This is a genomic window from Helicobacter pylori, from assembly GCF_001653455.1.
In the GTDB taxonomy this organism is placed as follows: domain Bacteria; phylum Campylobacterota; class Campylobacteria; order Campylobacterales; family Helicobacteraceae; genus Helicobacter; species Helicobacter pylori_A.
Map to the genome: position 1 here is coordinate 40,550 of NZ_CP011486.1, position 24,896 is coordinate 65,445.

Below are 24,896 nucleotides of genomic sequence, written 5' to 3' on the forward strand. Positions count from 1 at the left end.
GCTGTGTTAAAAACGCTATAATAACCCTAAAAACAAAAGAGAGCGCAACAAGAAAGCCCATGAAAATTAAAAATATCTTACTGAGTGGGGGGAGCGGTAAACGCCTATGGCCTTTGAGCCGTAGCCTATACCCTAAGCAATTTTTAAAGCTTTTTGACCATAAAAGCTTGTTTGAGTTGAGTTTTAAAAGAAACGCTCCCTTAGTAGATGAAACGCTGATCGTGTGCAATGAAAAGCATTATTTTTTAGCCCTAGAAGAAATAGAGGGCGAAATCCACAATAAAAGCGTGGGTTTTTTATTGGAGAGTTTGAGTAAAAACACTGCTAACGCCATTGCTTTGAGCGCTTTAATGAGCGATAGAGAGGATTTACTCATCGTTACGCCAAGCGATCATTTGATTAAAGACCTTCAAGCGTATGAAAATGCGATGCAAAAAGCGATTGGTTTAGCCCAAAAAGGCTTTTTAGTTACTTTTGGCGTGAGCATTGAAAAGCCTAACACGGAGTTTGGGTATATTGAAAGCCCTAACGCTTTAGATGTCAAACGATTCATTGAAAAGCCAAGCTTAGAAAAAGCGATAGAGTTCCAACAAAGTGGGGGGTTTTATTTCAATAGCGGCATGTTTGTTTTCCAAGCGGGCGTTTTTTTAGAGGAATTGAAAAAACATGCCCCTACTATTTTAAAGGGGTGCGAAAGAGCGTTTGGATTATTAGAAAACACGCATTTTTTTGGAAAAACGATCGCACGCTTGAGCGAAAAGAGCATGCAAGATTTAGAAGATGTGAGCGTTGATATAGCCTTAATGCAACAAAGCCATAAAATCAAAATGGTAGAATTGAACGCCAAATGGAGCGATTTAGGGAATTTTAACGCTCTTTTTGAAGAAACGGCTAACGGATCTAAAGAAAATGTCAGCTTGAATCAAACGCCCATCTTTGCCAAAGAAAGCGATAATAATTTAATCTTTTCTCATAAAGTCAGCGCGCTTTTGGGGGTTGAAAATCTAGCGATCATTGACACTAAAGACGCTCTTTTAGTCGCTCATAAAGACAAGGCTAAGGATTTAAAAGCTTTAGTGGGCGAGATAGAAACGCACAACCAGGAGTTGTTGCAAACGCACACTAAAGTGTATCGACCTTGGGGGAGTTATGAGGTTTTGCATGAGAGTGGTTGCTACAAGGTTAAGATTTTAGAAGTCAAGCCAAACGCTAGGCTTTCTTTGCAAAAGCATTTCCACAGGAGCGAACACTGGGTGGTGATTAGCGGGATGGCGAGCGTGGAATTAGCCCACCAGTCGTTTGAATTGCAAGCCAATGAATCCACTTATATCCCTAAAAACACCTTACACCGCCTGGCTAATTATGGCAAAATCCCTTTAATCATCATAGAAGTCCAAGTGGGCGAGTATGTCGGTGAAGACGATATTGTAAGGGTTGATGATGATTTTAACAGACAAAATCCAACGAAATAAAGGACAATAAGGACAATCATGAAAGAAAAAATCGCTTTAATCACTGGGGTTACCGGGCAAGACGGGAGCTATCTGGCTGAATACTTGCTGAATTTAGGCTATGAAGTGCATGGTCTAAAAAGGCGTTCTTCTAGCATCAACACTTCTAGGATCGATCATTTGTATGAAGATTTGCACAGCGAACACAAAAGGCGTTTTTTCTTGCACTATGGGGATATGACGGACAGCTCTAATCTTATCCATTTGATCGCTACCACAAAGCCCACAGAGATCTATAATTTAGCCGCTCAAAGCCATGTGAAAGTCTCTTTTGAAACCCCAGAATACACCGCTAACGCTGATGGTATTGGCACGCTAAGGATTTTAGAGGCCATGCGGATTTTAGGGCTAGAGAATAAAACACGATTCTATCAAGCCAGCACGAGCGAATTGTATGGCGAAGTCTTAGAAACCCCGCAAAATGAAAACACCCCCTTTAACCCACGAAGCCCCTATGCGGTCGCTAAAATGTATGCTTTTTACATCACTAAAAATTACAGAGAGGCCTATAACTTGTTTGCGGTTAATGGCATTCTTTTTAATCATGAGAGTAAAGTAAGGGGTGAAACTTTTGTCACTCGTAAAATCACCCGAGCCGCAAGCGCGATAGCGTATAACTTAACGGATTGTTTGTATTTAGGGAATTTAGACGCTAAAAGAGACTGGGGGCATGCTAAAGATTATGTGAAAATGATGCATTTAATGCTCCAAGCGCCCACTCCGCAAGACTATGTGATCGCTACAGGAAAGACTACAAGCGTGCGCGATTTTGTGAAAATGAGTTTTGAATTTATCGGTATCAATTTAGAATTTCAAAATACAGGGATTAAAGAAATTGGTTTGATTGAAAGCATTGATGAAAAAAGAGCGAGCGCTTTAAATCTAAACTTAAGCCATTTAAAAACAGGCAAAATCGTGGTGCGTATAGATGAGCGCTATTTTAGGCCTACTGAAGTGGATTTGCTTTTAGGCGATCCCACGAAGGCTGAAAAAGAGCTAGGCTGGGTGAGAGAATACGATTTAAAAGAGTTAGTCAAGGACATGTTAGAATACGATTTAAACGAATGCCAGAAAAACCTTTACTTGCAAGAGGGGGGCTATATTTTAAGGAATTTTTATGAATGAGATTATTTTAATCACCGGTGCTTATGGCATGGTGGGGCAAAACACGGCGTTGTATTTTAAAAAAAATAAGCCTAATATCACTTTACTCACCCCTAAAAAAAGCGAATTGTATTTATTGGATAAAGACAGCGTTCAAGCTTATTTGAAAGAATACAAGCCTACAGGCATTATCCATTGCGCCGGGAGAGTGGGGGGCATTGTGGCTAACATGAACGATCTTTCAACTTACATGGTTGAAAACTTGCTCATGGGCTTGTATCTTTTTTCTAGCGCTTTGGATTTGGGTATCAAAAAAGCCATCAATTTGGCGAGCTCTTGCGCTTATCCTAAATTCGCCCCTAACCCTTTAAAAGAGAGCGATTTATTGAACGGCTCTTTAGAGCCAACCAATGAAGGCTACGCTTTAGCCAAACTCTCTGTGATGAAGTATTGCGAATACGTGAGCGCTGAAAAGGGCGTTTTTTATAAAACTTTAGTGCCTTGCAACCTTTATGGCGAGTTTGACAAATTTGAAGAAAAAATAGCGCACATGATACCAGGGCTTATTTCCAGGATGCACACCGCTAAATTAAAGGGTGAAAAAAATTTTGTGATGTGGGGCGATGGGACCGCTAGAAGAGAATATTTAAACGCTAAAGATTTGGCTAGGTTTATCGCTCTCGCTTATGAGAATATCGCTCAAATCCCTAGCGTGATGAATGTAGGCTCTGGCGTGGATTATAGCATTGAAGAGTATTATGAAATGGTCGCTCAGGTTTTAGACTATAAGGGCGTGTTTGTTAAAGACTTGTCTAAACCAGTGGGCATGCAGCAAAAGCTTATGGATATTTCCAAACAAAAGGCTTTAAAATGGGAATTAGAAATCCCTTTAGAGCAAGGCATCAAAGAAGCGTATGAGTATTATTTGAAGCTTTTAGAGGTTTAAATTCAAGGCTCTTATAAGGCTATAAAACGCTTTACTATTAGGCGTTAAGCTAGCGTTTTATGATATGATGATTGCAAATTCGTTTTAAACAAGTTTTAGCTATAGGGTTTGGTTTTTGTGCGTTTTGCTTTCAATTTCAAGCGTTTTCAAAAAACAAGGCGTGTTGGCGTCCTAATTTTTCATAAAGAGCTAGGGAGTGGGGGAAAGTGGGGGCTTTTTCTATGCGACTCCTTATCGCTTGCTTTATATGAAAAATAAACCCCAAGGGCTATGACAATAACGGGGAATGAAAGGTTTTATGACCCTTATTGGTTTGGACTTTAATTTTTAAATTGTAGTGTCTGTTTTAGATTGTTAGTTGGTTTTTATTTTGAAAAACCCCAAGTCCCTTTATCTGTCTCTATACTAACTTCTTTGATATGCGGGCAACGAAATGGCAGTACATAAAATTTATGGCTATCACCAAATCTTAGCGTTTTATTGATCTCGAAATAATAAGATCCATCATTGTTATAACAATTCCCACGATTGATTTTTGCACTCAATATAGTGATATTATCAACATTGGAAATGATGTCTATCCAGTGAAACTGCCCCTTTCTAAAGCAAGAGGCCTCCTAACTAAAGCGTCCCAACAAACGCTAACCAACGGACACTAACATGAAAAGCTTTGCTCTTCAAAGTCTGCATGGACATTTCTTGCCCTAAAAAGACTGGAGGTATTTGGCTATCTTTTAGTTTAAATATAGCCTAACGGCTATGCGCTTGCATCTTCTCGCTCTAAAGAACAGAGTTTTTCGTGCGGTTAGGATAAAGATGGTTCATAAAAGTTACTTCAATCTCTACTGGTGGTTTTTCATAGGGTGTTTCTTTTATCTTTTCTACACCATTACCATTATACCCAAACAAAACCATAGCAAGCCCAAAAACGATCGCCAGCATTAAGCTCGCTCTTTTTACCATACCCACCACTAAAACCCTTTTGTTGCAAGTTTTCTCAAATAGTGAGTATAGTAGACTTAGACTTAGCTTAAGCGGACTCTAAACCATTTTTAGGGCAGGCTTAAAACGATTAAAAAATGAGCGTGTTAGCAAATCCTAGGCAACAGCTCGCCTTCTGGCATTTCTAAGATCCTTTCAAAACCCCATGCGTTCTTTAAAACCACGCTAGGATAAGGGCTTTCAAGCACTTCGCCGATAATGCAAGCGTTTTTAGCTTGTTCGTTATTTTTTAAAATTTCTAAGGCTTTAGGGGCGTCTTTTTGATTGAGCGCTAAAACAAACACCCCCTCATTAGCTAACGCATAAGGTTCTAGCCCTAAAATCTCGCAAATCCCTTTAGTTTCTTCTTTTAAGGGGATTTTTTCTTCTTCTATGATAATTTTCACTTTGGAGCTGTTCGCCCATTCGTTCAACACGCTCGCTAAACCGCCCCTAGTCGCATCTCTTAAAGCATAAATTTTGAGATCGCTTAAAAATAAGGGTTTTACTAAAGGATAAAGCAGTTGGCAATCGCTTTCTAGATTCGTTTTAAGCTTGATTTCATTACGCATCGCAAACAGGCTTGCCCCATGATTGGCGATAGTGTCGCTTATGATAATGGCTTGCCCTTGTTTTAAATGGCACGAAGAAATCCCTGTTTTGATGATTTTACCAATACAAGTCGTGTTGATAAAAAGCTTATCCACGCTCCCCTTTGGCACGACTTTAGTGTCTAGGGAGAGGAGTTTTAGGTTGGCTTTCAACAACTCTTTTTGCATGGATTGCAAGATTTGTTTTAAAAGAAGGATTTCCAAGCCTTCTTCTAAAATAAAACCGATATTCAAATACAAAGGTTCGCCCCCTTGCATGCTCACATCATTCGCGCTCCCGCAAACACAAAGCTTGCCTATATCGCCTCCATTAAAAATTAAAGGCGTGATGACAAAACTATCCGTGCTCACACAATATTCCCCATTGGCTTCAAATTTAGGGGCGTCTTCATCAAATGCGCTAATCAATTCTTTCAAATAGGGCATAAAAACCCGCTCAATCAAGGCGTTTGTTTCTTTCCCGCCATTCCCGCATGCTAGAGTTACGCTATCCATTTTTATCCTTTTTATCCTTTTTTGATGATTGTAGGGTTAAAATACGCCATTAAAGCTTGACCGACCGCAATACTGCTATCGTTAGGGGGGAAATGTTTGTGGAAAAAATACTTCCTTTGAAGCGTTTTGAATCGTCTGGCTAATTGTTCGCACAACAATTGGTTGCAAAACACCCCCCCACTGCACACCACAATATGTTCTTTAAAAGGCGCAATCAAAGCGGTAATGATTTCTATTAAGCTGTTAAAAAATTTCTTAGCGATGTGTTTAGGCTCTAAAATATCCAAATCCTTTTCAAGCGCTTGATAAAATTCTTCCAAACCCACCACGCTGTTTTTGATTTTAAAAGGATAAAACGCGCTCTCTTCGCTCTGTAAGGCTAAATTTTCTAAAACCTGCCCGCTCTCGGCTTCAAAACCAATCGTTCCCACTGCCCCTAAACTAAACGCCACTATATCAAACAAGCGGCCTATGGAATTGGTGGCGACGCTTTGAATTTTTTTGGCATGCATTTGTTTAAAAATTTCTATTTCATCTTCTTTAAAATGTTTTTGAACGCGTTTTAAAAGCTTGTTGAGTTGGTGTTTTAAAGAAATTTCTAAAACCAAGCGTTTAGGATCTTTAATCGCTTTTTGCCCCCCTAAAAGCAAAAATTCTTCAAACCTGGCCATCTCTTCAATGCGTTCAAAATCCCCCACAAAACACTCCGCCCCATAAATCTTATTGTCATAAGCCCCACTCCCATCCCAGACAATGCCTATAAAGGGATAGTTTAAGCTTGGGTCTTGCAAAAATGCATCCAGCATGCTCGCTAAAAAGTGGGCATGGTGGTGCTGGACTTGCAATAAAGGCGCATTAAATTCACAAGCCATTTTAGTGGTGGTGTAGTTTTTATGCTCATCGCACGCTAAGAGCGTGGGTTTAAAATCGTAAGCGTTTAAGAAAAAATTTAGGGTTTCTTTAAAATGTTTTTCATTTTCTAAAACGCTCAAATCCCCACAAAAAGGCGAGAGTAAAAGAACGGAAGTTTCGCTATCCAACAAACTAAAATGCCCTTTTTGCTCCGCTCCAAGCGCTAAAATCTTTGTTGGCGCGTTATGAGAGCGTTTAGGGAGAGTGAGGTAAAGGGGGGCAAACCCTCTAGCCAAACGCATGGGGCGAATGGTATTGTCCACGCATTGCGCGATACTATCATCAATCCTGTGAATGATGGCACGATTGTGCGTGAGCTTAAAATCAAAAATAAAATGAAAACGATCCAACTCTTTTTCATCGCTCGCTAAAGGGAGGGAGTTGCAATTCGCGCTCGTGAATACAATAGGGAAATTTAATAAATCCAATAATAAAGCATGCAAAGGGGTATATGGCAAGATGATGCCATAAAAGGGGGAGTTTTTGGCGATATTAGGGGCTAATTGTGCATTAGGTTTTTTGTGCGCTAAAAGGATGGGGGCGTTAGCGGATCTTAAGCTTTCGCATTCTAGTTCATTCAAAAATGCATGCTGTTTGGCTGTGTTTAAATCTTTAAACATGAGTGCAAAAGGCTTTAAGGGGCGGTTTTTTAAAAGCCGTAATCTTTCTATGGTTTGAAAGTTTCTCGCATCGCACACCAAAGCAAAGCCTCCCAAACCTTTAAGAGCGATGATTTTACCCTTTTGAATGTCTTTAGCGCATTCTAAAAGCGCATCATCATCGTTTAATTGCTTATAGTTAAGCGTAATGCCGCACTTTTTGCAGCTTATGCCTTGGATATGGAATCGTTTGTTAGTGGCGTCTTTATAGACAAATGCACAAAATTCACAGAGCTTGAAAGGTTTTAAGGCAGAGTTTTCTCTGTCATAGGGTAAGGCGTTTAAAAGGCTGTATCTTGCCCCGCATTTCGCGCAAGAATTGAAAGCGTAATGAAAATAGGGGGAATTTTTGTCTCTAATCTCACGCAAGCAATCATCGCACACGCCTAAATCTTTAGGGATTTGACTGAGCAAATTTAAAGGGTGGTTCTTGCTTTCTAAAATCCTAAAATCATTAAAATTTAACGCCTTATCATAGGGGCTGATAATGATTTTTTCAACCAACGCTAAAGGGGGCAACTCTTTTTTGAGAGCGTTTAAAAAAGATTCTGTTTTTTGAGTGGGCAAGACGATTTCTAAAGCCGCTTGAGTGTTACGCACAAAGCCTACAAGCTCTAATTTTTGAGCTAGGGTATAGATAAAAGGGCGCATGCCCACGCCTTGAACCACGCCAAAAAGCGTGATTTTATTCAATAAAGTTGCATCGTTACACAATGCAAGCTTCCATGCTGTTTGATTAGGGTGTTGCAATCAATCCCTATTACTTCTAGGGGCGTGTGTTGTTTGAAAGTTTCTAAAATGAGCGCGTCATTAGGGTCGTTGTAAGTGGGAACGATGAGAGCGTTATTGCACAATAAAAAATTCACGTAAGTTGCTGGTAGGCGTTGGTGGTTTTCATCAAAAATGGCTTTGGGGATTTCTAGGGGGATGAGTTTATAAGGCGTGCCATCAAGTTTTTTAAAGGTTTTTAATTCTTCTTGCATTTTTTTTAAAGCATTGTAATGTTCATCATTTTTGTCCTCGCATGCGCTATAAACAATGGTGTCTTTATCCAAAAAGCGAGCGAGCGTGTCGGTGTGGCTATCGGTATCATCGCCTTTTAAATAGCCATGAGAATACCATAACACTTGTTTAGCCCCTAATTCCTTTTTAAGCATTTCTTCTATTGCATGTTGATTCAAATGGGGGTTACGATTTTTTTCTAACAAACATTGGGTGTTGGTTAAAATACTCCCAGCCCCATCGCTCTCTATGCTCCCGCCCTCTAAAACATAGGGCATCGTTTTTAAAGGGTGTTTTAAAAGCCCTAAACTTTTGAGTTTGAAATTCACCAAATTGTCCAAATTAGACGGGTATTTCAACCCCCAGCCATTAAAACCAAAATTCAAGCATTCTAAAACGCCATGATTTTCAATGCTGATCGCTCCAAAATCCCTAGCCCATGTGTCGTTAGTGTCAATTCTTACGATTTCCACGCCGGGCAAGTTTTTAAGCGTCTCATAACCGATAGTATCGCTCGTATGGACGCACACTAACACTTTAGCATGTTTGGCTATGGTTTGAATGATGTTTAAAAAGCTCTCTCTGGCTTCTTTAATGCAATACGCCCAATCGCCAAACTCATGGGGAAACGCCATGAGAACCGCTTGGATTTTTTCAAACTCCGCTAACATTCTTTTCATTAAAAATCCTAATAAGGTATCATTGCAAGCAACTATAACACAATCTCATTCAAATAGCGTTTTTAAAACAAATTCAAACGCTTTTGTGCGATTTGAAAATATTCTTTTTCTAATTCTATGCCGATAAAATTTCGCTTTAAATTCTTGCATGCTAAGCCGGTGGTGCCGCTCCCCATAAAAGGATCTAGCACGAGATGATTGGGGTTTGTGTGGATGGAAATGATTTTTTCCATTAAGGCCAGGCTTTTTTGCGTGGGGTGTTTGACTCTTTCAGTTCCGCTCACTACGGGGCTTTTTAAAATCAGGGGGCGTAAATATTTTTCATTGTTGGGTTTGTTAAACACCCATTTAGCTTTCTTTTTAACCGCCCATAGGGCAAATTCCGTGTCTTGGACATAACGCCGGTTAAGGTTTCTTGGCATGGGATTGGTTTTAACCCACTGGATAAAGTCTTTAACTACAAAGCCGTTTTCTTCTAAAAAATCAGCGATATAGCTCATAAACCTGTAAGAGCAAAAAATAACCATGCAGCCGTTTGGATTGACTAAGGGGGCATAGCGTGTGATCCATTCTAAAAGCTTGAAATTTTTATCCCATTCCCCAAAATCTATACCCTGTCTTTTAGCGCTCTTTAGGGTAGAAAAATTATTTTTAACCGAAATATTGTAAGGAGGGTCAGTGATGATCGCATCCACTTTTAAATTTTGTTGGTAAAAATCCTTGATGATTTCAAAAGCGTTAGCGTGATAAATTTGTATCATTTTCTTAAGCTTTTTAAGATCGCTTTGCCTAAAGCTAGGGCTAAAAGAGGAGGCACAGCGTTACCGATTTGCTTGCAAACGCTTGTTTTATTGCCATAAAAAATATAGTCATCGCTAAAACTTTGTATCCTAGCGGCTTCTCTGGGCGTGATAGAGCGGTGCAATTCAGGGTGGGAGTTGGTGCCATTGCTTGGAGTGTCAAAGCGTGTGTCTATGGTAGGGCTGATTTTATTCCAACTCAAACGCCCCCATGTGCTTTTAAATTGTTGTTTGCCATGCAAATTTTTAGGCAAGCATTCTTTGCCTTGCTCTTTATCAATGAGCTTTAATTTTTCTAAAGCGCTTTGCGAGTGGTTGGTGGCTTGATGGTTGTATAATTTAGGGCTATCTTTTCGCATTAAAGCTTGATAATTGGATTGGATAGGGTTTAAATAATCGCTTTCAAACGCCCCCTCATTAGAATGAAGATAAGCTAAATCGCTTATCGCCTCTTGAACGCTCACGCTTTGAGAAGGCTCTAAAAGATCAAAATCAAAACTAAAATGAGTAGCCCCAACAATAAAAGCCCTCTCCCTACTTTGAGGCACGCCATAATCTTTAGCGTTTAGGATTTGATAGCTTAATTGATACCCTAAAGCGTTCAACCTTTCTTTAATTTCTTCTAAAAAATAGCCTTTAGCGCATGAGATTAGGTTTTTCACGTTTTCAATGATAAAAATTTCTGGTTTTATGGCTTTCACTATTTCTATATATTCTAGGAATAAGAAATTTCTAGGGTCTTTTAGCCCTAAATTTTTCCCTTTATTAGAAAAGCCTTGACAGGGAGGCCCGCCAATGATCATGTTGATTTCTAGCTTTTTAGCCAGCTCTATAACTTTTTCTTTAATGTCAGCTTGAGTGATGTCCCCACAAATACCCACAGCGTTTTTATGGTTGTTTTCAAAAGTATTTAGGGCTTGTTTATCGCAATCTAGCCCTATTAAAGTGCTAAACTCTTTTAAGCGCTCTAACCCAGCGCTAAAACCTCCAGCCCCACAAAACAAATCTAAGATTTTATAATTCATTTTAAGTTTTCATAAACTCTGTTAATAAGCGTTAAAAAATCATCGGTTTCAAAACGCAACAAACTCTAAATTGTCTTTATTGCGTTTTAAAATCTTTCCAATCAATTCTTTTTGAAATTCCTCTTCGCTAGCCCCTTTTTTAAAGCCCTATGACAAGTGGGGCAGAGCTTAGCGAGGTTTTCTAAAACATCTAATTCTTGGTTTTTGCCCAAAGAAATCGCATGGTGTATTTCGGTGTAGTAGGAATCAGGATTTTGAGTGATTTTATATAAAGGCCAAGAAATAAAACTTCTTTCTTTAATAGGGTAGTCATCATAACATGCACTGCAAACATTAGGCGTTGGAATGCGATAAAAATTGATGATTTGGCTATCTCGCCTAAACTCCTCACTTTTTTGAATAAACCCTAGCTGCTCCCTTAATTTTTCAATGCTTTTGTCGTCCAAATCTTGCTGATAGATATTTTTAAAATAAAAATGAACGCGTTCTATAAAACCATTACCACGATATTCTGTTCTTGGCGGGTAACTTAATTTGTAATACCCATTATCATAAATAAGAGGCGTGTTAAAAATACGATCAGCGATTTTCTTTTTATAGGGGTTAAACAAACCGATATGGTATAAATACCAATCCAAATCAATCCTGAATTGAGCGTTTCGTTGGTGAATGCCTTGCACATGTTCAGGTTGTAATTCCCTGAAATTAAAATTCAATACTTCGCTAGGGATATGGAAAAGATCGATCAAATAATGGAATTTTTTAAACTCTAAAGGGCTATGAAAGAAGTAATCTAAAGTTAAAAAATTTCGCTGCGTATCAATACTGCCCCTGCTTTCAAAAAAGCCGCTTAAAAAGAGTTTTTGATCGGGCGTCATTGAATGAGAGCGGCTAAAAAAGTCGTTGTCTATGAGCGAGTTTAAAAGTTTCTTGTAAAAAGAGTTTTCATCTAAATTTAAGTCGTTTTCTAAAACAAAAATAAAAGTTCCTTTAATGTTTGTAACGCTCTCGCTATTGGATTGCCAAATTGGATGCACGCTTAAAATATTAAGAGCGTTTAAAACTTCTGGCTTACTTTCTTCATAACCAACGATAAATTTTGAAGCCTTGTAAGAACACACCCCATAAATACAACCATTTTTGATTTGAAAACGGCTCAACAACACCCCCAAATTAAAGGGGTCAATGGCGTTTAAAAAGCGAGAAACAAGCATATAGAGCGATAAAATAACCTTTCATTTTTTAAAAGGATTATAAAATAACGCCCATTAGTTTTTGTTTAAAGGGTTTAGGATATTGTTAATAAGGTGTGTTTTAAGAAAGACCAAGGTAAACTCTCTAAAAAAAAGAACTTTAAGTTAAAAGACTTACGATATTGAATAAGTGCATAATTGGATTTCTTAGGACAAAATTTGAGAGAAATAGCGTTGACTTTTCAAAATAGCTAAAATGCTTGAGCTAGTGAGCTATATTAGTTTGGCTATAAAGACAACTCGTATCAAGCTTTATTGGAATGGATATGAAAAATCCGCTTAAGTTATTTGACCCAATACAATCTTTAAAAAACAAGGAAATCATAAAAATTTTGAGAAACAAACAAGTCTTTTGTTATTGTTTCAAGCTTATTTTTGCAAGCTTGGATAGCCAAATCGGAATTATCAATACCTATAAATTTTCGTTGCAATAAAAACGCAGATTTTAAGGTTGTTCCAGAACCACAAAAGCAATCTAAAACAATACTATCCTTATTAGAAGAGGTTTTAATGATCAAATCTAATAATTGAGCGTTTTTTTCTGTGGGGTAACTTGGATATTGTGGGTCTTTAAATTCCCAAATGTCTTGGACTCTTCTGCCAACTTGCTCTAAGGCATAAATTTTTTTTCTAGGGTTATTATTATGAGAATATTCAATCAAACCTTCTTTGTCCCAACGCTCAAGCGTGGCAATATCAGTGCGCCAATGCCGCCCTTTTGGAGGTAGCATGCCTTTAAATGCCTTAGAACATTCGCCATTTTCCACTTCTCCTGGAGCATGTATTGGAACGGTAGTGTAACGCCTTTTATCTTTGTCAATTTTAGGGAATCGTTTTTCTAAATCTTGTGGCGTATAAGGGATCTTGGGTTCGTTAAAAATGGGATTTTTTCCTTTAGAGTAAAATAAAATCATATCTTTTATGTTACCATAGCCTATTCTTTTAAAATTTTTAGGATTGCATTTTATGCGTGTGATTTCATTTCTAAAGTTTTGTATGCCAAATATTTCATCTAACATTACCTTAACATAATGTCCTATCTTATAATCTGTATGCACATAGATAGAGCCTTGTTCTGAAAGCAATTCTTTAAGCAATACCAAGCGCTGCTTTAAAAATTCTATAAAATCCATACCCACTACTTTGTCGCTATAAGCAATATCGCCATTCTTGGAATTACTGATTGTGGTTGCTCTACCATTTGTGATAGTAAAATGATTGTTTGTAGCAAATGGAGGGTCAATATATATTAAATCTATTCTTCCTTTTAGGTTTTTATCATTTAACAAAAAAAGTAGAGCGATTGAATTTTCTGCTTGTATTAATAAGTTTTGCATTTCTCTCATTCAAATTTGATATAAAAATTCTCGTAACACTAATGCACTCATAATATTATAGTTTTTATAAATAGTATCTAGCAATTTACGCATTTTATTATTGCTTTCAATATATAACACGCCATCTAAAATAGCCACTTTAATTGCTTTGATATTGGGTGTTTCAATTGTGCTAATAGCGTCGTTAAATTGAGCGTTTTGGTGTCCTCCAAAATCAGTTAAAAATTTGGCTTCGCCAATAATATATTTTTTGTTAAATCTTGCCACGAAGTCTAGCCCTTTATGATGGTGATAATTTAAATGAGATTTGGCAAATTCTGCCATGATATTATCGCTTGCTCTTAAAATGGCATCGTTTTCATTCGCTATAAAATCATTTAAATCTACAGGTTCAACACCTAAAGATTTATTATTGAGCCAATCTTTAAACATAGGACCGATTTGGCGGTTTGTTTCTTTTGGCTCACTGCATTTTTCAAAAATTTTATTAAGTCCCATTTCATACAATCTCCCACAAATGCGATTGATTGTTCTTGGATTGCGTTCTAAAGCGCTTTTATCTCGTTTTAAATAGGCAATATAACTATCTTTAATGGGAAATAAATCTAAATTAAGCAATTCAGTTATTAAAGCTAAATTGTCTTTTTGTTTAAAATGATATTCAATATTAGACCAAATTTTTGAATCAATTTCTCTCAAACCTTCTGGAATTGTAGGATACACTTGAAACAAGTCATCTAAATAGGAGCGTTGATTGGCGTATTCTATGCTTAGCTTTGTCCAATAATTCACCAATTTAACCTTTTTGAAAATAGTTTCACTGCATAGATTGTAACAAAAATATTGCTTAATTTTCTAAAAATAATTTCAAGCTAAGAAGTGTTTTTGATTGAAAAATAAGTTTTTAGAACTTACTATTTTGATTTGAAAACGGCTCAACAACACCCCTAAATTAAAGGGATCAATAGCGTTTAAGAAGCGAGAAACAAGCACAGAGGGCAATAAAATAACCTTTCATTTTTTAAAAGGATTATAAAATAACGCCCATTAGTTTTTGTTTAAAGGGTTTAGAATTGATTGGCTCATCATAAAGCATATAATCGCCACTCAATTTTTGCTCTAGCCCCAGAAAACAAAGAAATATAGGTTAAAGTTTTATCCAAAAGCATAGGGGCGTTAAAAGACTAAATAATATCCATTCATCTCAATGCTTCAAGCTTTCAATTTCTTTAAGCATGGTTTCAAAAGCTTCTTTAGTGCCTGCTCGCACGCTAGAAAACAAACTAAACACCACAATAGCTATACTCGCTGCAATAAAGCCCGGGACGATTTCATAAATATCCAAAAAGCTCTTGCCAAATTTGTCGTATAAAATCACCGTGCTAGCCCCAGAGAGCATGCCAGCAATCGCTCCGATTCGTGTCATTCTTGACCAAAAAAGCGAAAACAAAATCACCGAGCCAAAACTTGCGCCAAAGCCAGCCCATGCGTAACTCACAATGCTAAGAATGCTAGCGTTTTTATCCGTTGAAATGAAAAAAGCGATGCAAGCCACCCCTAAAACCGAAAGCCTAGAAATGATCATCACCAACTTTTGGGGGGCGTTTTTGTTAAAAATCGTCGCATAGAAATCTTCAGCAATGGTAGAAGAGCTTACAAGCAGTTGTGAACTGGCCGTGCTCATCACCGCCGCTAAAATCGCGCTCAATAAAATGCCTGTGATCCAAGGGTTAAAGAGCAATTGACTCATCACAATGAAAATCTTTTCAGGGTCTTGCAAGCTCAAATCAAATTTATGCACATATGCAACGCCCAAAAGCCCCATAACGCATGCCCCAATCAAAGAAATGACCATCCAAGAAATGCCAATAGTGGTCGCTTTAGGGACATCTTTAATGGAGCGGATAGACATGAAGCGCACTAAAATATGGGGTTGTCCAAAATAGCCTAACCCCCAAGCAAGGCTTGAAATAATAGCGACTATGCTAGAGCCTTGCAAAAAAGAAAGGTTTTCAGGCTTGATTTCTCTAATGATTTTAATGCCCTCTCCAATCCCCCCAAGATGGATGATCATCACAACCGGCACCACGATTAAAGCGCCCATCATCAAAAGCCCTTGAATCAAATCCGTCCAGCACACCGCCTTATACCCTCCTAAAAAGGTGTAAGAAACAATAATCAGCGTGCCGATACTTAAAGCGTAGGTGTATTGGATCCCAAAAGTCGCTTCAAAGAGTTTGGCCCCGCTCACAAGCCCTGAAGAAATATAGAAAATAAAAAAGATTAAAATCACAAAGGCTGAAATCAAGCGCAAAATGTGTTTGTCATCGCTAAAGCGGGTTTCAAAATAATCTGAAATGGTGATGGAATTAGCGATCACGCTCGTATAAATGCGCAAGCGTTTGGCCACAAAAACCCAGTTAATGAGTGCCCCCAAACTCAATCCTATGGCGATGTGTGAGTTGATAAGCCCTCCCACATACAAAGCGCCCGGTAACCCCATTAAAAGCCACCCGCTCATATCACTCGCCCCAGCGCTCAAAGCGCTAATCACAGGACCCATGGAGCGATCGCCTAAGAAATAGTCTTCGGTTGTTTCATTTTGTTTGTAAAAATAAAAACCAATGTAGAGCATTAACAGCGAATAAACGATAAACATCGTAACAATAGGGGTGCTTAAAACAACATGTCCCATTTTGATCTCCTTTTTTGCAATCTTTATTTTTCAGTGCAACATGACTTGTGGCAAGTGGGTTGCTTTAAAACCCTTGATCCTAAATTCCCGTAACGATGATAAGAGATGCTAACCGATCGTTCTAAGTGGTAATACAACAATTCAAAACGCCCATTCAAGCATGGTTTAGCGGTGGCTAAAACCATCCCTAAAGCGCTCGCTCGCTCATGCAATAAATCTAGATCGCTTTTTAAATAGCGGATGCGATTGAAAGCGTTCAATTTCTCGCTAAATTTTTGCAAGCTTTCATAAACAATAGGGGCATTTGCTTGGAGCGTTTTCAAGCATTCTAGGAAAAAGGCTAAATCTTTATTGGCATGCTCGTTTTCTGCACTGATTGTTAAAGGGATTTGAGAGGTTAAACACGCTAAAGTAACGCCCAACATATCGCTTAAGGTGTCCTTTTCGGTGATGCGATAACCCACGCTTTTAACTTTAGTGTAGGAAAAAAGGTTGTCTTCGCCCCTGATTTTGACATAATCTTTAGTCTGGCTAAATTCATGCTTGTAATGATAAGCGTAGCTCTTTGCCATAAAAATCGTGCGCTTCAACTCATGCGTATGCTCATCATAGCCTTTTTGAGTTAGTCTTTCTAAAGCTTCACTTAAAGGGTTGGTTAAAGCGTGATCATCCTCTTCTTCTTGGTGAATATCCACAAATTGCGTGATATAGTTAAAAATGCCTACCTTCCTCCCAAACCCCACGGCGGATTTTTTGATCCCCCCAAAAGGCTGTCTTAAAACAATAGCCCCTGTGGTGGGTTTATTGATATAAATGTTACCGGCTTCAATGCGTTCTAAATAATATTCCCACTCCCTTTCATCTAAAGACTCTAACGCGCTCGTAAGCCCATAGCCGGTAGAATTGACTATTTCTATCGCTTCATCTAAATCTTGCGCTTTTATCACGGATAAAATAGGGGTAAAAAGCTCGGTTTGGTGCGTGAAATCGCCCTTTTTAGTGCCGTATTTGATGCTTGGTTTCATCAAATAGGGGTTATCATTCACAAAGCTTACCGGGATCTCGTAATTTTCATAGCCTTTCAATTCCTCCATCGCTTGAATGACTTTTTCATTGGGTTTGTCCGCTAGAGCGCCGATTTTGTTTTTAAAATCAAAAGGATCGCCCACGCTAAGGCTTAAAGTAGCGTCCGTTAAAGTCTTTTTAAAATTCTCATCTTCATAGACTTCTTGTTCTAACACTAAAAGCGAAGTTGCAGAGCATTTTTGCCCTGAATTGCTAAAAGCTGAATGGATGACATTTTTAATCGCTTGATCCCTGTCTGCCATTTTGCTCACAATGGTGGCGTTTTTACCGCCTGTTTCTGCACTCAAGGCTAAAGTGGGGTTGGCTTTAAGCATTTTGTAAGCGGTGTCTTCGCCCCCGGTTAAAATAGCAAACTTAATACTTTCATCTTTTAAAAGATGTTCGCTAATGTCGCTCCCTTTAGAGGGCAAGTAAATGAGTGCGTCTCTAGGCACGCCGGCATCCCAAAAACACTCACAAAGTTTATACCCGGTTACGCTAGACAAACTTGAAGGCTTGTAAATCACCCGATTGCCAGCGGCTAGGGGGGCAGCGATAGTGCCTGCGGAAATGCCCACAGGGAAATTCCACGGGGCAATGACTACGCCGAAACCTTTAGGGGCGAATTGGGTTTTTTGGTTTTGCTCTTGCAACACCCTTAAGCTATAAGGGTAAAATTCTAAAAAGTCAATGGCTTCGCTCACTTCAGCGTCCGTTTCAGCGAAAGTCTTACCCACTTCTAAAGCCGAAATCCCTATTAAATCGCCTCTTCTTTCTCTAAAAAGCTGGGCGGCTTGGCTCATTAAGGCATGGATTTCTGCAAAGCTTTTTTGACTGAAACGGCTTTTATCGCTTTTAGCGACTTCTAGGGCTTTTAAAATCGCTTCTTTATCGGCTAAATGCACGCTAGCGATCTTTTTATGATGGATTTTATCAAAGACTTCTAAAGGGGTTAAATTAGGGTCTTCAAACCTCCCATCTATTTCTGGGTAAAGCTCTAAAATAGGAGCGTTATGCATTTTCTCGCGCACTTTTTTAGCCCACTCTCGGTTGGCTTTTAAAATAAAATCGGTATCGCTTTCGTTTTTAAAAGAGTTGTTCGGGTAAGTGGTGTGCCCGCTTTGCTTGGCGTTCCTATTTTGAGTCCTGTGGGTGGCATTGTCTAAAGTAGCGATCCCTTTAAGGCTGTTTAAAAAGCGTTGCTCTTGGTCTTTCCATTCGCTCGTGCCTACTTTGAGGTTGAAGAAGGCTTTCATGAAATTATCGCTTGAGGTGTTTTCATCTAACCTCCTCACTAAATAAGCGATCGCATTGTTGAAATGCGCTTCATCGCACACCGGCGCATAAAGAATGAGTTTGTGCATCTCTTTTAATTCCTGGCTCGCTTGCAAGCTCATGCCCTCTAGCATTTCAAAGCTAAAATGCTCCAACACAACAGGGTCATTAAGGGCATGGATGCGCGTATAGACATAGGCGATTTCAAAAATATTATGGCTTGCTGCGCCAATATGAATGTATTTGTAATTATCGCCCTCTAAAACAAAATCCAGCATTTTATTGTAGTTAGAATCGGTGTCTTGCTTGCTAGAGAATGTGGGTAACGCCCAGTCTTTCATAGAAGCGATGGTCTCTTCGCTTTCCATGTTCGCTCCCTTAACAAAGCGGATTTTAATGGGTTTCAACCCTTTTAAAACCCTTTCTTTAGAAAAAGCGTGCAATTTTTTCAAATATTCATAAGAATCAGGGATATAAGCTTGCAACACAATACCAGCGTTCAAGTCAAATTTAGCAATGGACTCCATAAAAGACTCCACTGTTAGCTCTAAATCTCTAAATTCTTCCATGTCTAAATTGATAAATTTAGGGATACCCTGCTTTTTTTCTTCTTCTAAAGCTAAAGCATAGAGGGCGTCTAAGCGTTTGACAATCTCTTTTTTAGAGTATTCAAAATCAAGGATATTGATTTGAGAAAAAATCGTGGTGATTTTAATGGAAATGTATTGGATGTAGTTGGATTTTAGGGCTTGGGAGTATTTTTCAAAACGCGCAGCCGCTTCTTCTTCGCCTAAAACCTCTTCGCCGATAAAATTCACATTCAAAATGATGTTTTCATTTTTTCTTTTTAAAATCCGCTCTTTTAATTGGCCCTCTTCTTGCTCTAAAACCATCGCTTTCGTGTCGCTTCTGATCTTATTGACAAAGAAAGGCACGCTCATATTGGGCAGCATTTTCCCAAAGCTTAAAAACCCCATTAAAAGCAACTTTTCAAATGAAGAAAAAATCTCACGGCTTTTGTATTTGTCTAAAACATGCTCAATCATTTCAAAGCGGGCTTTATTGTCCAAGCACCTGAAACTCCTGTCCATAAGCTCTATGAGCATGACTTTATTTTCAGGGTTGTTTAAAAGTTTTTGCATTTTAGAATGGAACGCCTTTTCTTGCTCGCTCAAATGTTGGCTGATATTATTTTGCAGTTTTTTGGCTAATTCTAATGAATCGTCAATGATTTTTTGCATGAGCTTACCTTTTTTTAAGAATTTGGCTTGATTATAACATGTTTTAAACGGGCGTTTTTTAATAATGATTTTCAATTTTTGATTGTTTTTATACTAAATGAATTTAATTATTAAAATTGTTTTATTTAAATGTGGTAATTATTTACCGATTGAGCGTCAAAATAGGAGGAATTTTTGATCTTTTAAAAAGTTCATTTACTTTTCGTTTAAAAATAAATTTTATCATTCTCGCCGTATAATTTAAAAGCTTTAAAAGCAATTTTGAATTAAACGAAAAAATTTAAAAACAAAAGGATATAAAATGAAAACAATTAGAAACGGTTTGATGGTTAGCGCGCTTGGTGCGTTGTTATTGAGTGGTTGCTCTAGCTTTAAGTCTCAAGGTTTGGCTTGCGTTGATGGTAAGGCGATGAAAAAAGAAGCCCACCACACAGAAAGACAAACCACTACCAACATGCCTTCAGGTCTTTTTGACCCTTATTCTTCTAATCTAAACCACTGGGATACTAGCCTTTAACCCTAGATCCTAGGGGGTTTTCTTTTTTCTAAACCCATTTTTAAATCCGCTTTAAAAACGCTTTTTAACTTATCTTAATGAAACGCCATGCATTAGGTGTTTGTTGCGAGCACTTTTTAGTGGCAACGCTTGGCTTTTGGGTGCTGATAATAAAGCTCATTTTAAGTTTTCTCAAATTATAATAACAATCTTTTTAACATTGATATAACATAAAAGGAAATATTCTTATGAGTGGCGTTCATATTGTAGAAAATACGACTGCTTCCACCCCCCCCCCCCCACAAATGAAGAGCTTTTAAAACGAATTAAAGAGCTTGAAACTCAAGTTAAAGAATTAAAAGAATCATATAAAAACCTTGAACCCCTTAGGAAATTCTCTCGTTTAATAGGCTTCTTTTTTGGAAATGCCTCTAACGACACCCAAGAAAATTCAAAAGACACTCCAAAAGAGGAAGCGTTTAAACAACTCCAAGAAGAAAATGCATCTTTAAAAAAGAATTTAGAAAATGCAGAGGAAGAATTAAGAAAACTTAAACAAAGTAATAGCCGTGATCTTGAAGCTTTACGACAGAAAAAGAAAATCTAACTAAAGCAAACGCCGAGATGAAAACAGAAAAAGAAAATCTAATCAAAGATAAAACAGATCTGAATAACAAAATCGCCGGGTTATCCACAGAAAATGACAAGCTAGAGCAAAAACACGCTCCATACGACAAATTAGAAAAACTCTATGAAGTCTTTTTGGAAGTTAAAGAGTGCTTGAGTTTTGAGTTTGTCAAAGACACTCATAGTGCAATGGATTTGATCGGGTATGTTCTTAGCGACAGCAAATACTATGTGGAAGAGTTTTATAAAAAAACCCAACAAGAGCTGAGGAATAAAAATAGCGATAAAGGTGAAAAATTCGTCGCATTGTTTGATTTGCTTTTTGAGTGCATCAAGGATAAGAAATTTAAGCGTCTGGAAGTGCCAAGCTCTTATAACTCTGCATGCATAACATTATACCCAGAGCAAAGCAGCACAGGAAACATCCAAAGAGTGGTTTTAAGGGGCTATTCATACAATGACGCAATTAAGCCTAGTATCGTGGATATGGGAGGGTGAAATGTTTTATTTGTCTTCAACAAAGGAAAAACTAGTAATGCGCATCAATCTTTTGGAAAGCGAAAAAGCCAAGCTATTTAAAGAAAAAGGCAAGCTAATTGCAGAAAAAAATGAGTTATTCACAGAAAAAGAAAAGCTCACTAGAGAAAACACCGAGCTAGCCAGCAAAAACACTGCGCTGAAAACTGAAAATGACAGGCTCAACCACCAAGTTATCGCGCTCAATAAAGAGCAGGGCAGCCTCAAACAAGAGCGAACGCAATTGCAAGGTGCGTGTGGGTTTTTAGAAGAAACATGCGCTAATTTAGAAAAAGACAACCAACAGCTAACTGACAAACTCAAAAAATTAGAAAGCGCTCAAAAAAATTTAGAGAACGCTAACAACCAATTACGGCAAGCTAAAGAAAAAATAGCCGAAGAAAAAACAGAGTTGGAGCGAGAAATGGCGCGCTTAAAGGGATTAGAGGCTATGGAAGCCAAAAGCGAGTTGGACTTGCACAACAAGCGTCTTGCGAGCGAGAATAGGGATTTAAAATCCCAAAAGAGAAAATTAGAAGAAGAGAACATAAAGCTCAAAAAGGAGGTTGAAGATGTGAAAGAGCGGCACTCACAATTGCAACAACAAAACGATGAATTAGAGCGTTTGAACGCTAATGCAGAAAGAACGCAACACGATTTAAAATAACAATAAAGGAAATATCATGGTAAAACCCCTAGAGAGTTTAACACTGCCTCTTGGTCACCCCTTAGTAGAGACTTTGTGCTATTGGTCTTTAGCAGGTGAGAGCAAGATCATTGAGAGCGAGAACATTCCGCTAAATTTCAAAAAAGAAGTGTCAACAGAAGATCAAACCAAGTTTAAAAAAGCGATAGAAGTGATGCATGCCATTGTCAATCATAGCGCTTCTTCAAGGTATCTTTCTGATGGAGATCAAAAAATCCTAGAAAATTTAAGCGCGGCTAAAACGATCAGTAATGAGCTTGTAGAACAAGCTTTAGATTTTGTTTCTAACAATAATGTGTATGTGGATTTTGAAACCTTTAAAAAGATGATGCTTGAAGTGGATTCTGTAGCGGTAGGCATTGAACCATACAGCCAAACCAGGTTAGAGGATTTGAATGGAGGGCATTGGGATTTGGAGGTGCCTTGCGCTAGTAAAGAAAGCGTGTCGTTTAGATTTGATCATTTAGAAGGTAAGTTTTATGCGCGCTCCAGTTTGCATAAAGACGATTTGAAAACGGATATTGTCGCTATTGACTTTGGGACTAAAAGCACGACTGCAAGCTATATGGATAAGGACGGGCGATACCGCTTGCTTTCTATTGGGAATACTGATGATGAAAGTGCTAAAAAATTTGAAAACCCCACGATCGTAGAGTTTAGGCACAGAAAAAAATTTATTACAGAATACGATGCGCTAAAGCACCGCCCTTTCACAGAAAGAAACGATATAGAAGTGGCGCATGAAGCCCAAAAGAATACTGCAGGCGTTAAAGGCAATGATTTGTATCGGTTTTTTTCTAAATTAAAACAATGGGCTGGATCGGATGAAAAACAGAATTTTAGGGATTTGAATGAGGATTTTTCTTTAGAAAGCTTTGCTGATTGCAAGGATTTTAACCCCATAGAAATCTATGCTTACTGCATCGGCCGTTGCATCAACAACATGCATAATGGCGTGTTTTTGAAATACTTTTTATCCTATCCCATCAAGTATGAAAAACATCAGGCTGAAAAAATCAGAGAAAGTTTTGAAAAAGGTTTGAAAAAATCCTTACCCAGGCATGTTTTTGACGATGAAAAAACGGCTAAAAATTTCAAAGTGGAACTAAGAGCGAGCGAGCCTTTTGCGTATGCTATTAGCGCTTTAAAAAGCTATGGGTTTTTTAAGTTAGAAAACTTAGAGGAACCGGTTTATTACGGGGTGTTTGATTTTGGGGGTGGGACGACGGATTTTGACTTTGGCAAATGGGAAAAAAGCGCCAACCCTAAATTCGCTTACAAGATGACGCATTTTAGCAATGGAGGGGATAAATTTTTAGGCGGTGAAAACCTATTGGAATTGTTGGCTTGGGAAGTGTATGCTCAAAATTTTCAAACGCTAAAAGAAAAAGAGGTGGTTATCGCTAAACCCAACTATGACGGGGTTGATACGCAACGCTTTGGATCTTTGATGCAAAATTCCAGAGAAGCGCGCTTGAATTTGCAAACGATTGCTTCTAAATTACGCCCTTTTTTAGAGAATTTAGACGACCATGCTTTAGAAGCGATAGAAGAAAATGAAGAAGTAAAGATAAAAGATTTTGAAGAGAGTTTTAAAATCATGCTGCTTGATAAGAATGGGGTAGGAAAGGATTGCGAACTTCTAATAGATTGCAAAGAGCTTTTAAACCTCTTAAAAGACAAGATCAATAAAGGCGTTTTAAACTTCTTTGCAGGATTTTCTAAAGTGATGGCTGAAAACATTGACGATCAATGCAAAGCGTTTCATATTTTCTTAGGAGGGAATGCAAGCCAGTCGGTGCTGGTCAAACAAGCGTTTGAAGAGGCGATAGAAAGCGAGCTTAAAGATTACCAGCAAAAGGTTTCTAAAAATGATTTTAAATTCATTCTTTATGAGCCATTAGGCACAGAAAAATCAGACAAACAGATTTTAGCGCTTACAGGAGAAGATGTTTCTAAAACGGCTGCTTACTTAAAGCCTACTTGCAAAACGGGGGTTGTTTTCGGGCTTTTAGAAAGCAGGCCTAGGCCTAAAGGGATTGAAATGCCCTCTATAAGCGCTAATCCTGTGTTTAAATACGATTTGGGTATTGAAATGGAAGGGAAGTTTCACGCTAAAATCCATCGGGATTCTTTAAAACCCAATGAATACCAACTCTTTCAAGCTAAAGAGGAATGGGGAGGCTATGACACTTTAGAGATACGATACAGCGATAAAGCCCTAGCAAACACCAACACCTTGCCCGTTCAAGATGCGCAAATTATTCGCATAGTGCTAGAAGAATGCGAAGATGTGGATGTGAAGGTGTGTTGCGTGGATTCACAAAGCATTAAAGTGGGGCTGTTTAAAGACAACCAGCTAATCTATGAAAGCGCAGTGGAGAAACTATCATGAACAAGCCAGCGTATGCATTTGTCGTGATTGAAAAAAGCATCATGGTGTTTAAACACACCAAAGATAAGGGGCTAATTAATATCACGGAAGGTTTTGTGCCGTTAAAAGAGGGCTTTTTAAAAGGTTTTAAAGAGCGTTGCAACTTGGAATTTTTAGAAAATTTAGACCTTTTGTTTTTGTATGACCATAAATCTTTAAGCGAGGTTTTTTCCCTATGCAAAGACTTGAAAAATTCCATTTGGGACAGAAAGCTTGTGGTAGAGCTGGTGGAGGCTTTAGAGAATTTTAAGGGTTTGAATCTGTCCCTTAAGATAGAAGATGGGCATTTGAATAGCTTGGGTAATGGCGCTAAAAAATTGCTCACCAACGCTGATTTAGGGAGCAATCATAAAACAATTGCGATAGAAAACATGAAAACATACCACCAAAGCCAGCAAGAAAAATATAAAAGAGAAAGAGGCGAAGTATTAGAGATTCGCCCCACGCCACCCTCTAATTATGGGGGTGGAAGCATTAGAATCAGCGGCGATAAAAAGCCTGATTCTAATGAAGAAAATTTTTAAA

General features: G+C 38.2%; 18 protein-coding genes and 3 pseudogenes. 8 read left to right on the forward strand and 13 right to left on the reverse strand.

All coding sequences use genetic code 11. From position 1 onward, the window contains the following. Window positions 1-59: 59 nt before the first annotated feature. Genes AA977_RS00220 through AA977_RS00230 form a run of 3 tightly spaced genes read left to right on the forward strand, consistent with a single transcriptional unit; the run spans window position 60 to window position 3,561 of the window. Window positions 60-1,472, forward strand: coding sequence for a mannose-1-phosphate guanylyltransferase/mannose-6-phosphate isomerase (locus tag AA977_RS00220; protein ID WP_064434121.1), 1,413 nt, complete (start codon window positions 60-62; stop codon window positions 1,470-1,472). Window positions 1,473-1,490: 18 nt separating this feature from the next. Next, window positions 1,491-2,636: a GDP-mannose 4,6-dehydratase gene (gmd, locus tag AA977_RS00225; protein ID WP_064434122.1), complete on the forward strand. Its 1,146-nt coding sequence runs from the start codon at window positions 1,491-1,493 to the stop codon at window positions 2,634-2,636. Continuing rightward, window positions 2,629-3,561 (forward strand): GDP-L-fucose synthase family protein, encoded by a 933-nt coding sequence (locus AA977_RS00230; RefSeq protein WP_001002514.1) that lies wholly within the window; start codon window positions 2,629-2,631, stop codon window positions 3,559-3,561. Before gmd ends, AA977_RS00230 begins: the two co-directional genes overlap by 8 nt. Window positions 3,562-3,926: 365 nt before the next feature. Here AA977_RS00230 and AA977_RS08015 read toward each other — a convergent pair. The 13 genes and pseudogenes from AA977_RS08015 to AA977_RS00285 form a co-directional block, all read right to left on the reverse strand. Beyond that, window positions 3,927-4,148: pseudogene (locus AA977_RS08015) on the reverse strand (hypothetical protein); the annotation flags it as partial. A gap of 193 nt (window positions 4,149-4,341) precedes the next feature. Continuing rightward, a complete protein-coding gene (locus AA977_RS00235) occupies window positions 4,342-4,533 on the reverse strand; it encodes a hypothetical protein (protein ID WP_064434123.1) in 192 nt (63 codons plus the stop codon). A 116-nt stretch (window positions 4,534-4,649) separates the two neighbouring features. Then, window positions 4,650-5,648: a hydrogenase expression/formation protein HypE gene (hypE, locus tag AA977_RS00240; RefSeq protein WP_064434124.1), complete on the reverse strand. Its 999-nt coding sequence runs from the start codon at window positions 5,646-5,648 to the stop codon at window positions 4,650-4,652. 11 nt (window positions 5,649-5,659) lie between these two features. After that, window positions 5,660-7,912 carry a carbamoyltransferase HypF gene (gene hypF / locus AA977_RS00245; protein WP_064434125.1) on the reverse strand — a complete coding sequence of 751 codons (2,253 nt, stop codon included), beginning with the start codon at window positions 7,910-7,912 and terminating at the stop codon, window positions 5,660-5,662. Then, window positions 7,909-8,901, reverse strand: a complete 993-nt coding sequence (locus tag AA977_RS00250; protein WP_064434126.1) for an agmatine deiminase family protein — start codon at window positions 8,899-8,901, stop codon at window positions 7,909-7,911. Before AA977_RS00250 ends, hypF begins: the two co-directional genes overlap by 4 nt. Before the next feature lie 62 nt (window positions 8,902-8,963). Next, complete coding sequence (locus AA977_RS00255; RefSeq protein WP_064434127.1) at window positions 8,964-9,662, reverse strand: DNA-methyltransferase; 699 nt, start codon at window positions 9,660-9,662, stop codon at window positions 8,964-8,966. Further along, on the reverse strand, window positions 9,659-10,726 hold the full coding sequence (locus tag AA977_RS00260) for a DNA cytosine methyltransferase (protein ID WP_064434128.1): 1,068 nt from the start codon (window positions 10,724-10,726) through the stop codon (window positions 9,659-9,661). Before AA977_RS00260 ends, AA977_RS00255 begins: the two co-directional genes overlap by 4 nt. Next, a pseudogene (locus AA977_RS00265) lies at window positions 10,723-11,940 on the reverse strand (HNH endonuclease). The gene AA977_RS00260 and the pseudogene AA977_RS00265 overlap by 4 nt, the downstream one beginning before the upstream one ends. Window positions 11,941-12,284: 344 nt before the next feature. Next, window positions 12,285-13,316, reverse strand: coding sequence for a site-specific DNA-methyltransferase (locus AA977_RS00270; RefSeq protein WP_064434129.1), 1,032 nt, complete (start codon window positions 13,314-13,316; stop codon window positions 12,285-12,287). A 9-nt stretch (window positions 13,317-13,325) separates the two neighbouring features. Then, window positions 13,326-14,108, reverse strand: coding sequence for a tsp45I type II restriction enzyme family protein (locus AA977_RS00275; RefSeq protein ID WP_021436750.1), 783 nt, complete (start codon window positions 14,106-14,108; stop codon window positions 13,326-13,328). A 126-nt stretch (window positions 14,109-14,234) separates the two neighbouring features. Further along, window positions 14,235-14,309: pseudogene (locus tag AA977_RS08195) on the reverse strand (DNA cytosine methyltransferase); the annotation flags it as partial. Between the two features lie 211 nt (window positions 14,310-14,520). Beyond that, window positions 14,521-16,011, reverse strand: coding sequence for a sodium/proline symporter PutP (gene putP / locus AA977_RS00280; RefSeq protein ID WP_064434130.1), 1,491 nt, complete (start codon window positions 16,009-16,011; stop codon window positions 14,521-14,523). A gap of 23 nt (window positions 16,012-16,034) precedes the next feature. After that, entirely contained in the window at window positions 16,035-19,592 is a 3,558-nt protein-coding gene (locus AA977_RS00285; RefSeq protein WP_064435165.1) for a bifunctional proline dehydrogenase/L-glutamate gamma-semialdehyde dehydrogenase, read from the reverse strand. A gap of 301 nt (window positions 19,593-19,893) precedes the next feature. Here AA977_RS00285 and AA977_RS00290 point away from each other — a divergent pair, with 301 nt between their 5' ends. The 5 genes from AA977_RS00290 (at window position 19,894) to AA977_RS00310 (ending at window position 24,895) form a co-directional block, all read left to right on the forward strand. Then, a complete protein-coding gene (locus AA977_RS00290) occupies window positions 19,894-20,109 on the forward strand; it encodes a hypothetical protein (protein WP_000849482.1) in 216 nt (71 codons plus the stop codon). Window positions 20,110-20,712: 603 nt separating this feature from the next. Then, window positions 20,713-21,213, forward strand: a complete 501-nt coding sequence (locus tag AA977_RS00295; RefSeq protein WP_064434131.1) for a hypothetical protein — start codon at window positions 20,713-20,715, stop codon at window positions 21,211-21,213. Then, window positions 21,173-21,898, forward strand: coding sequence for a coiled-coil domain-containing protein (locus AA977_RS00300; protein ID WP_064434132.1), 726 nt, complete (start codon window positions 21,173-21,175; stop codon window positions 21,896-21,898). Before AA977_RS00295 ends, AA977_RS00300 begins: the two co-directional genes overlap by 41 nt. A gap of 16 nt (window positions 21,899-21,914) precedes the next feature. Continuing rightward, on the forward strand, window positions 21,915-24,332 hold the full coding sequence (locus AA977_RS00305) for a hypothetical protein (RefSeq protein WP_064434133.1): 2,418 nt from the start codon (window positions 21,915-21,917) through the stop codon (window positions 24,330-24,332). Beyond that, on the forward strand, window positions 24,329-24,895 hold the full coding sequence (locus tag AA977_RS00310; protein WP_064434134.1) for a hypothetical protein: 567 nt from the start codon (window positions 24,329-24,331) through the stop codon (window positions 24,893-24,895). The genes AA977_RS00305 and AA977_RS00310 overlap by 4 nt, the downstream gene beginning before the upstream one ends. Window position 24,896 lies beyond the last annotated feature (1 nt).

Excerpts from the sequence above, each read along its gene's own strand:
- AA977_RS00250 (WP_064434126.1), bottom strand. The coding sequence starts at position 8,901 with ATGAAAAGAATGTTAGCGGAGTTTGAAAAAATCCAAGCGGTTCTCATG.
- AA977_RS00220 (WP_064434121.1), top strand. The coding sequence starts at position 60 with ATGAAAATTAAAAATATCTTACTGAGTGGGGGGAGCGGTAAACGCCTA.
- AA977_RS00290 (WP_000849482.1), top strand. The coding sequence starts at position 19,894 with ATGAAAACAATTAGAAACGGTTTGATGGTTAGCGCGCTTGGTGCGTTG.
- AA977_RS00295 (WP_064434131.1), top strand. The coding sequence starts at position 20,713 with ATGAAAACAGAAAAAGAAAATCTAATCAAAGATAAAACAGATCTGAAT.
- AA977_RS00270 (WP_064434129.1), bottom strand. The coding sequence starts at position 13,316 with ATGCAAAACTTATTAATACAAGCAGAAAATTCAATCGCTCTACTTTTT.
- AA977_RS00230 (WP_001002514.1), top strand. The coding sequence starts at position 2,629 with ATGAATGAGATTATTTTAATCACCGGTGCTTATGGCATGGTGGGGCAA.
- AA977_RS00255 (WP_064434127.1), bottom strand. The coding sequence starts at position 9,662 with ATGATACAAATTTATCACGCTAACGCTTTTGAAATCATCAAGGATTTT.
- gmd (WP_064434122.1), top strand. The coding sequence starts at position 1,491 with ATGAAAGAAAAAATCGCTTTAATCACTGGGGTTACCGGGCAAGACGGG.
- putP (WP_064434130.1), bottom strand. The coding sequence starts at position 16,011 with ATGGGACATGTTGTTTTAAGCACCCCTATTGTTACGATGTTTATCGTT.
- AA977_RS00260 (WP_064434128.1), bottom strand. The coding sequence starts at position 10,726 with ATGAATTATAAAATCTTAGATTTGTTTTGTGGGGCTGGAGGTTTTAGC.
- AA977_RS00305 (WP_064434133.1), top strand. The coding sequence starts at position 21,915 with ATGGTAAAACCCCTAGAGAGTTTAACACTGCCTCTTGGTCACCCCTTA.
- hypE (WP_064434124.1), bottom strand. The coding sequence starts at position 5,648 with ATGGATAGCGTAACTCTAGCATGCGGGAATGGCGGGAAAGAAACAAAC.
- AA977_RS00285 (WP_064435165.1), bottom strand. The coding sequence starts at position 19,592 with ATGCAAAAAATCATTGACGATTCATTAGAATTAGCCAAAAAACTGCAA.
- AA977_RS00300 (WP_064434132.1), top strand. The coding sequence starts at position 21,173 with ATGACGCAATTAAGCCTAGTATCGTGGATATGGGAGGGTGAAATGTTT.
- AA977_RS00310 (WP_064434134.1), top strand. The coding sequence starts at position 24,329 with ATGAACAAGCCAGCGTATGCATTTGTCGTGATTGAAAAAAGCATCATG.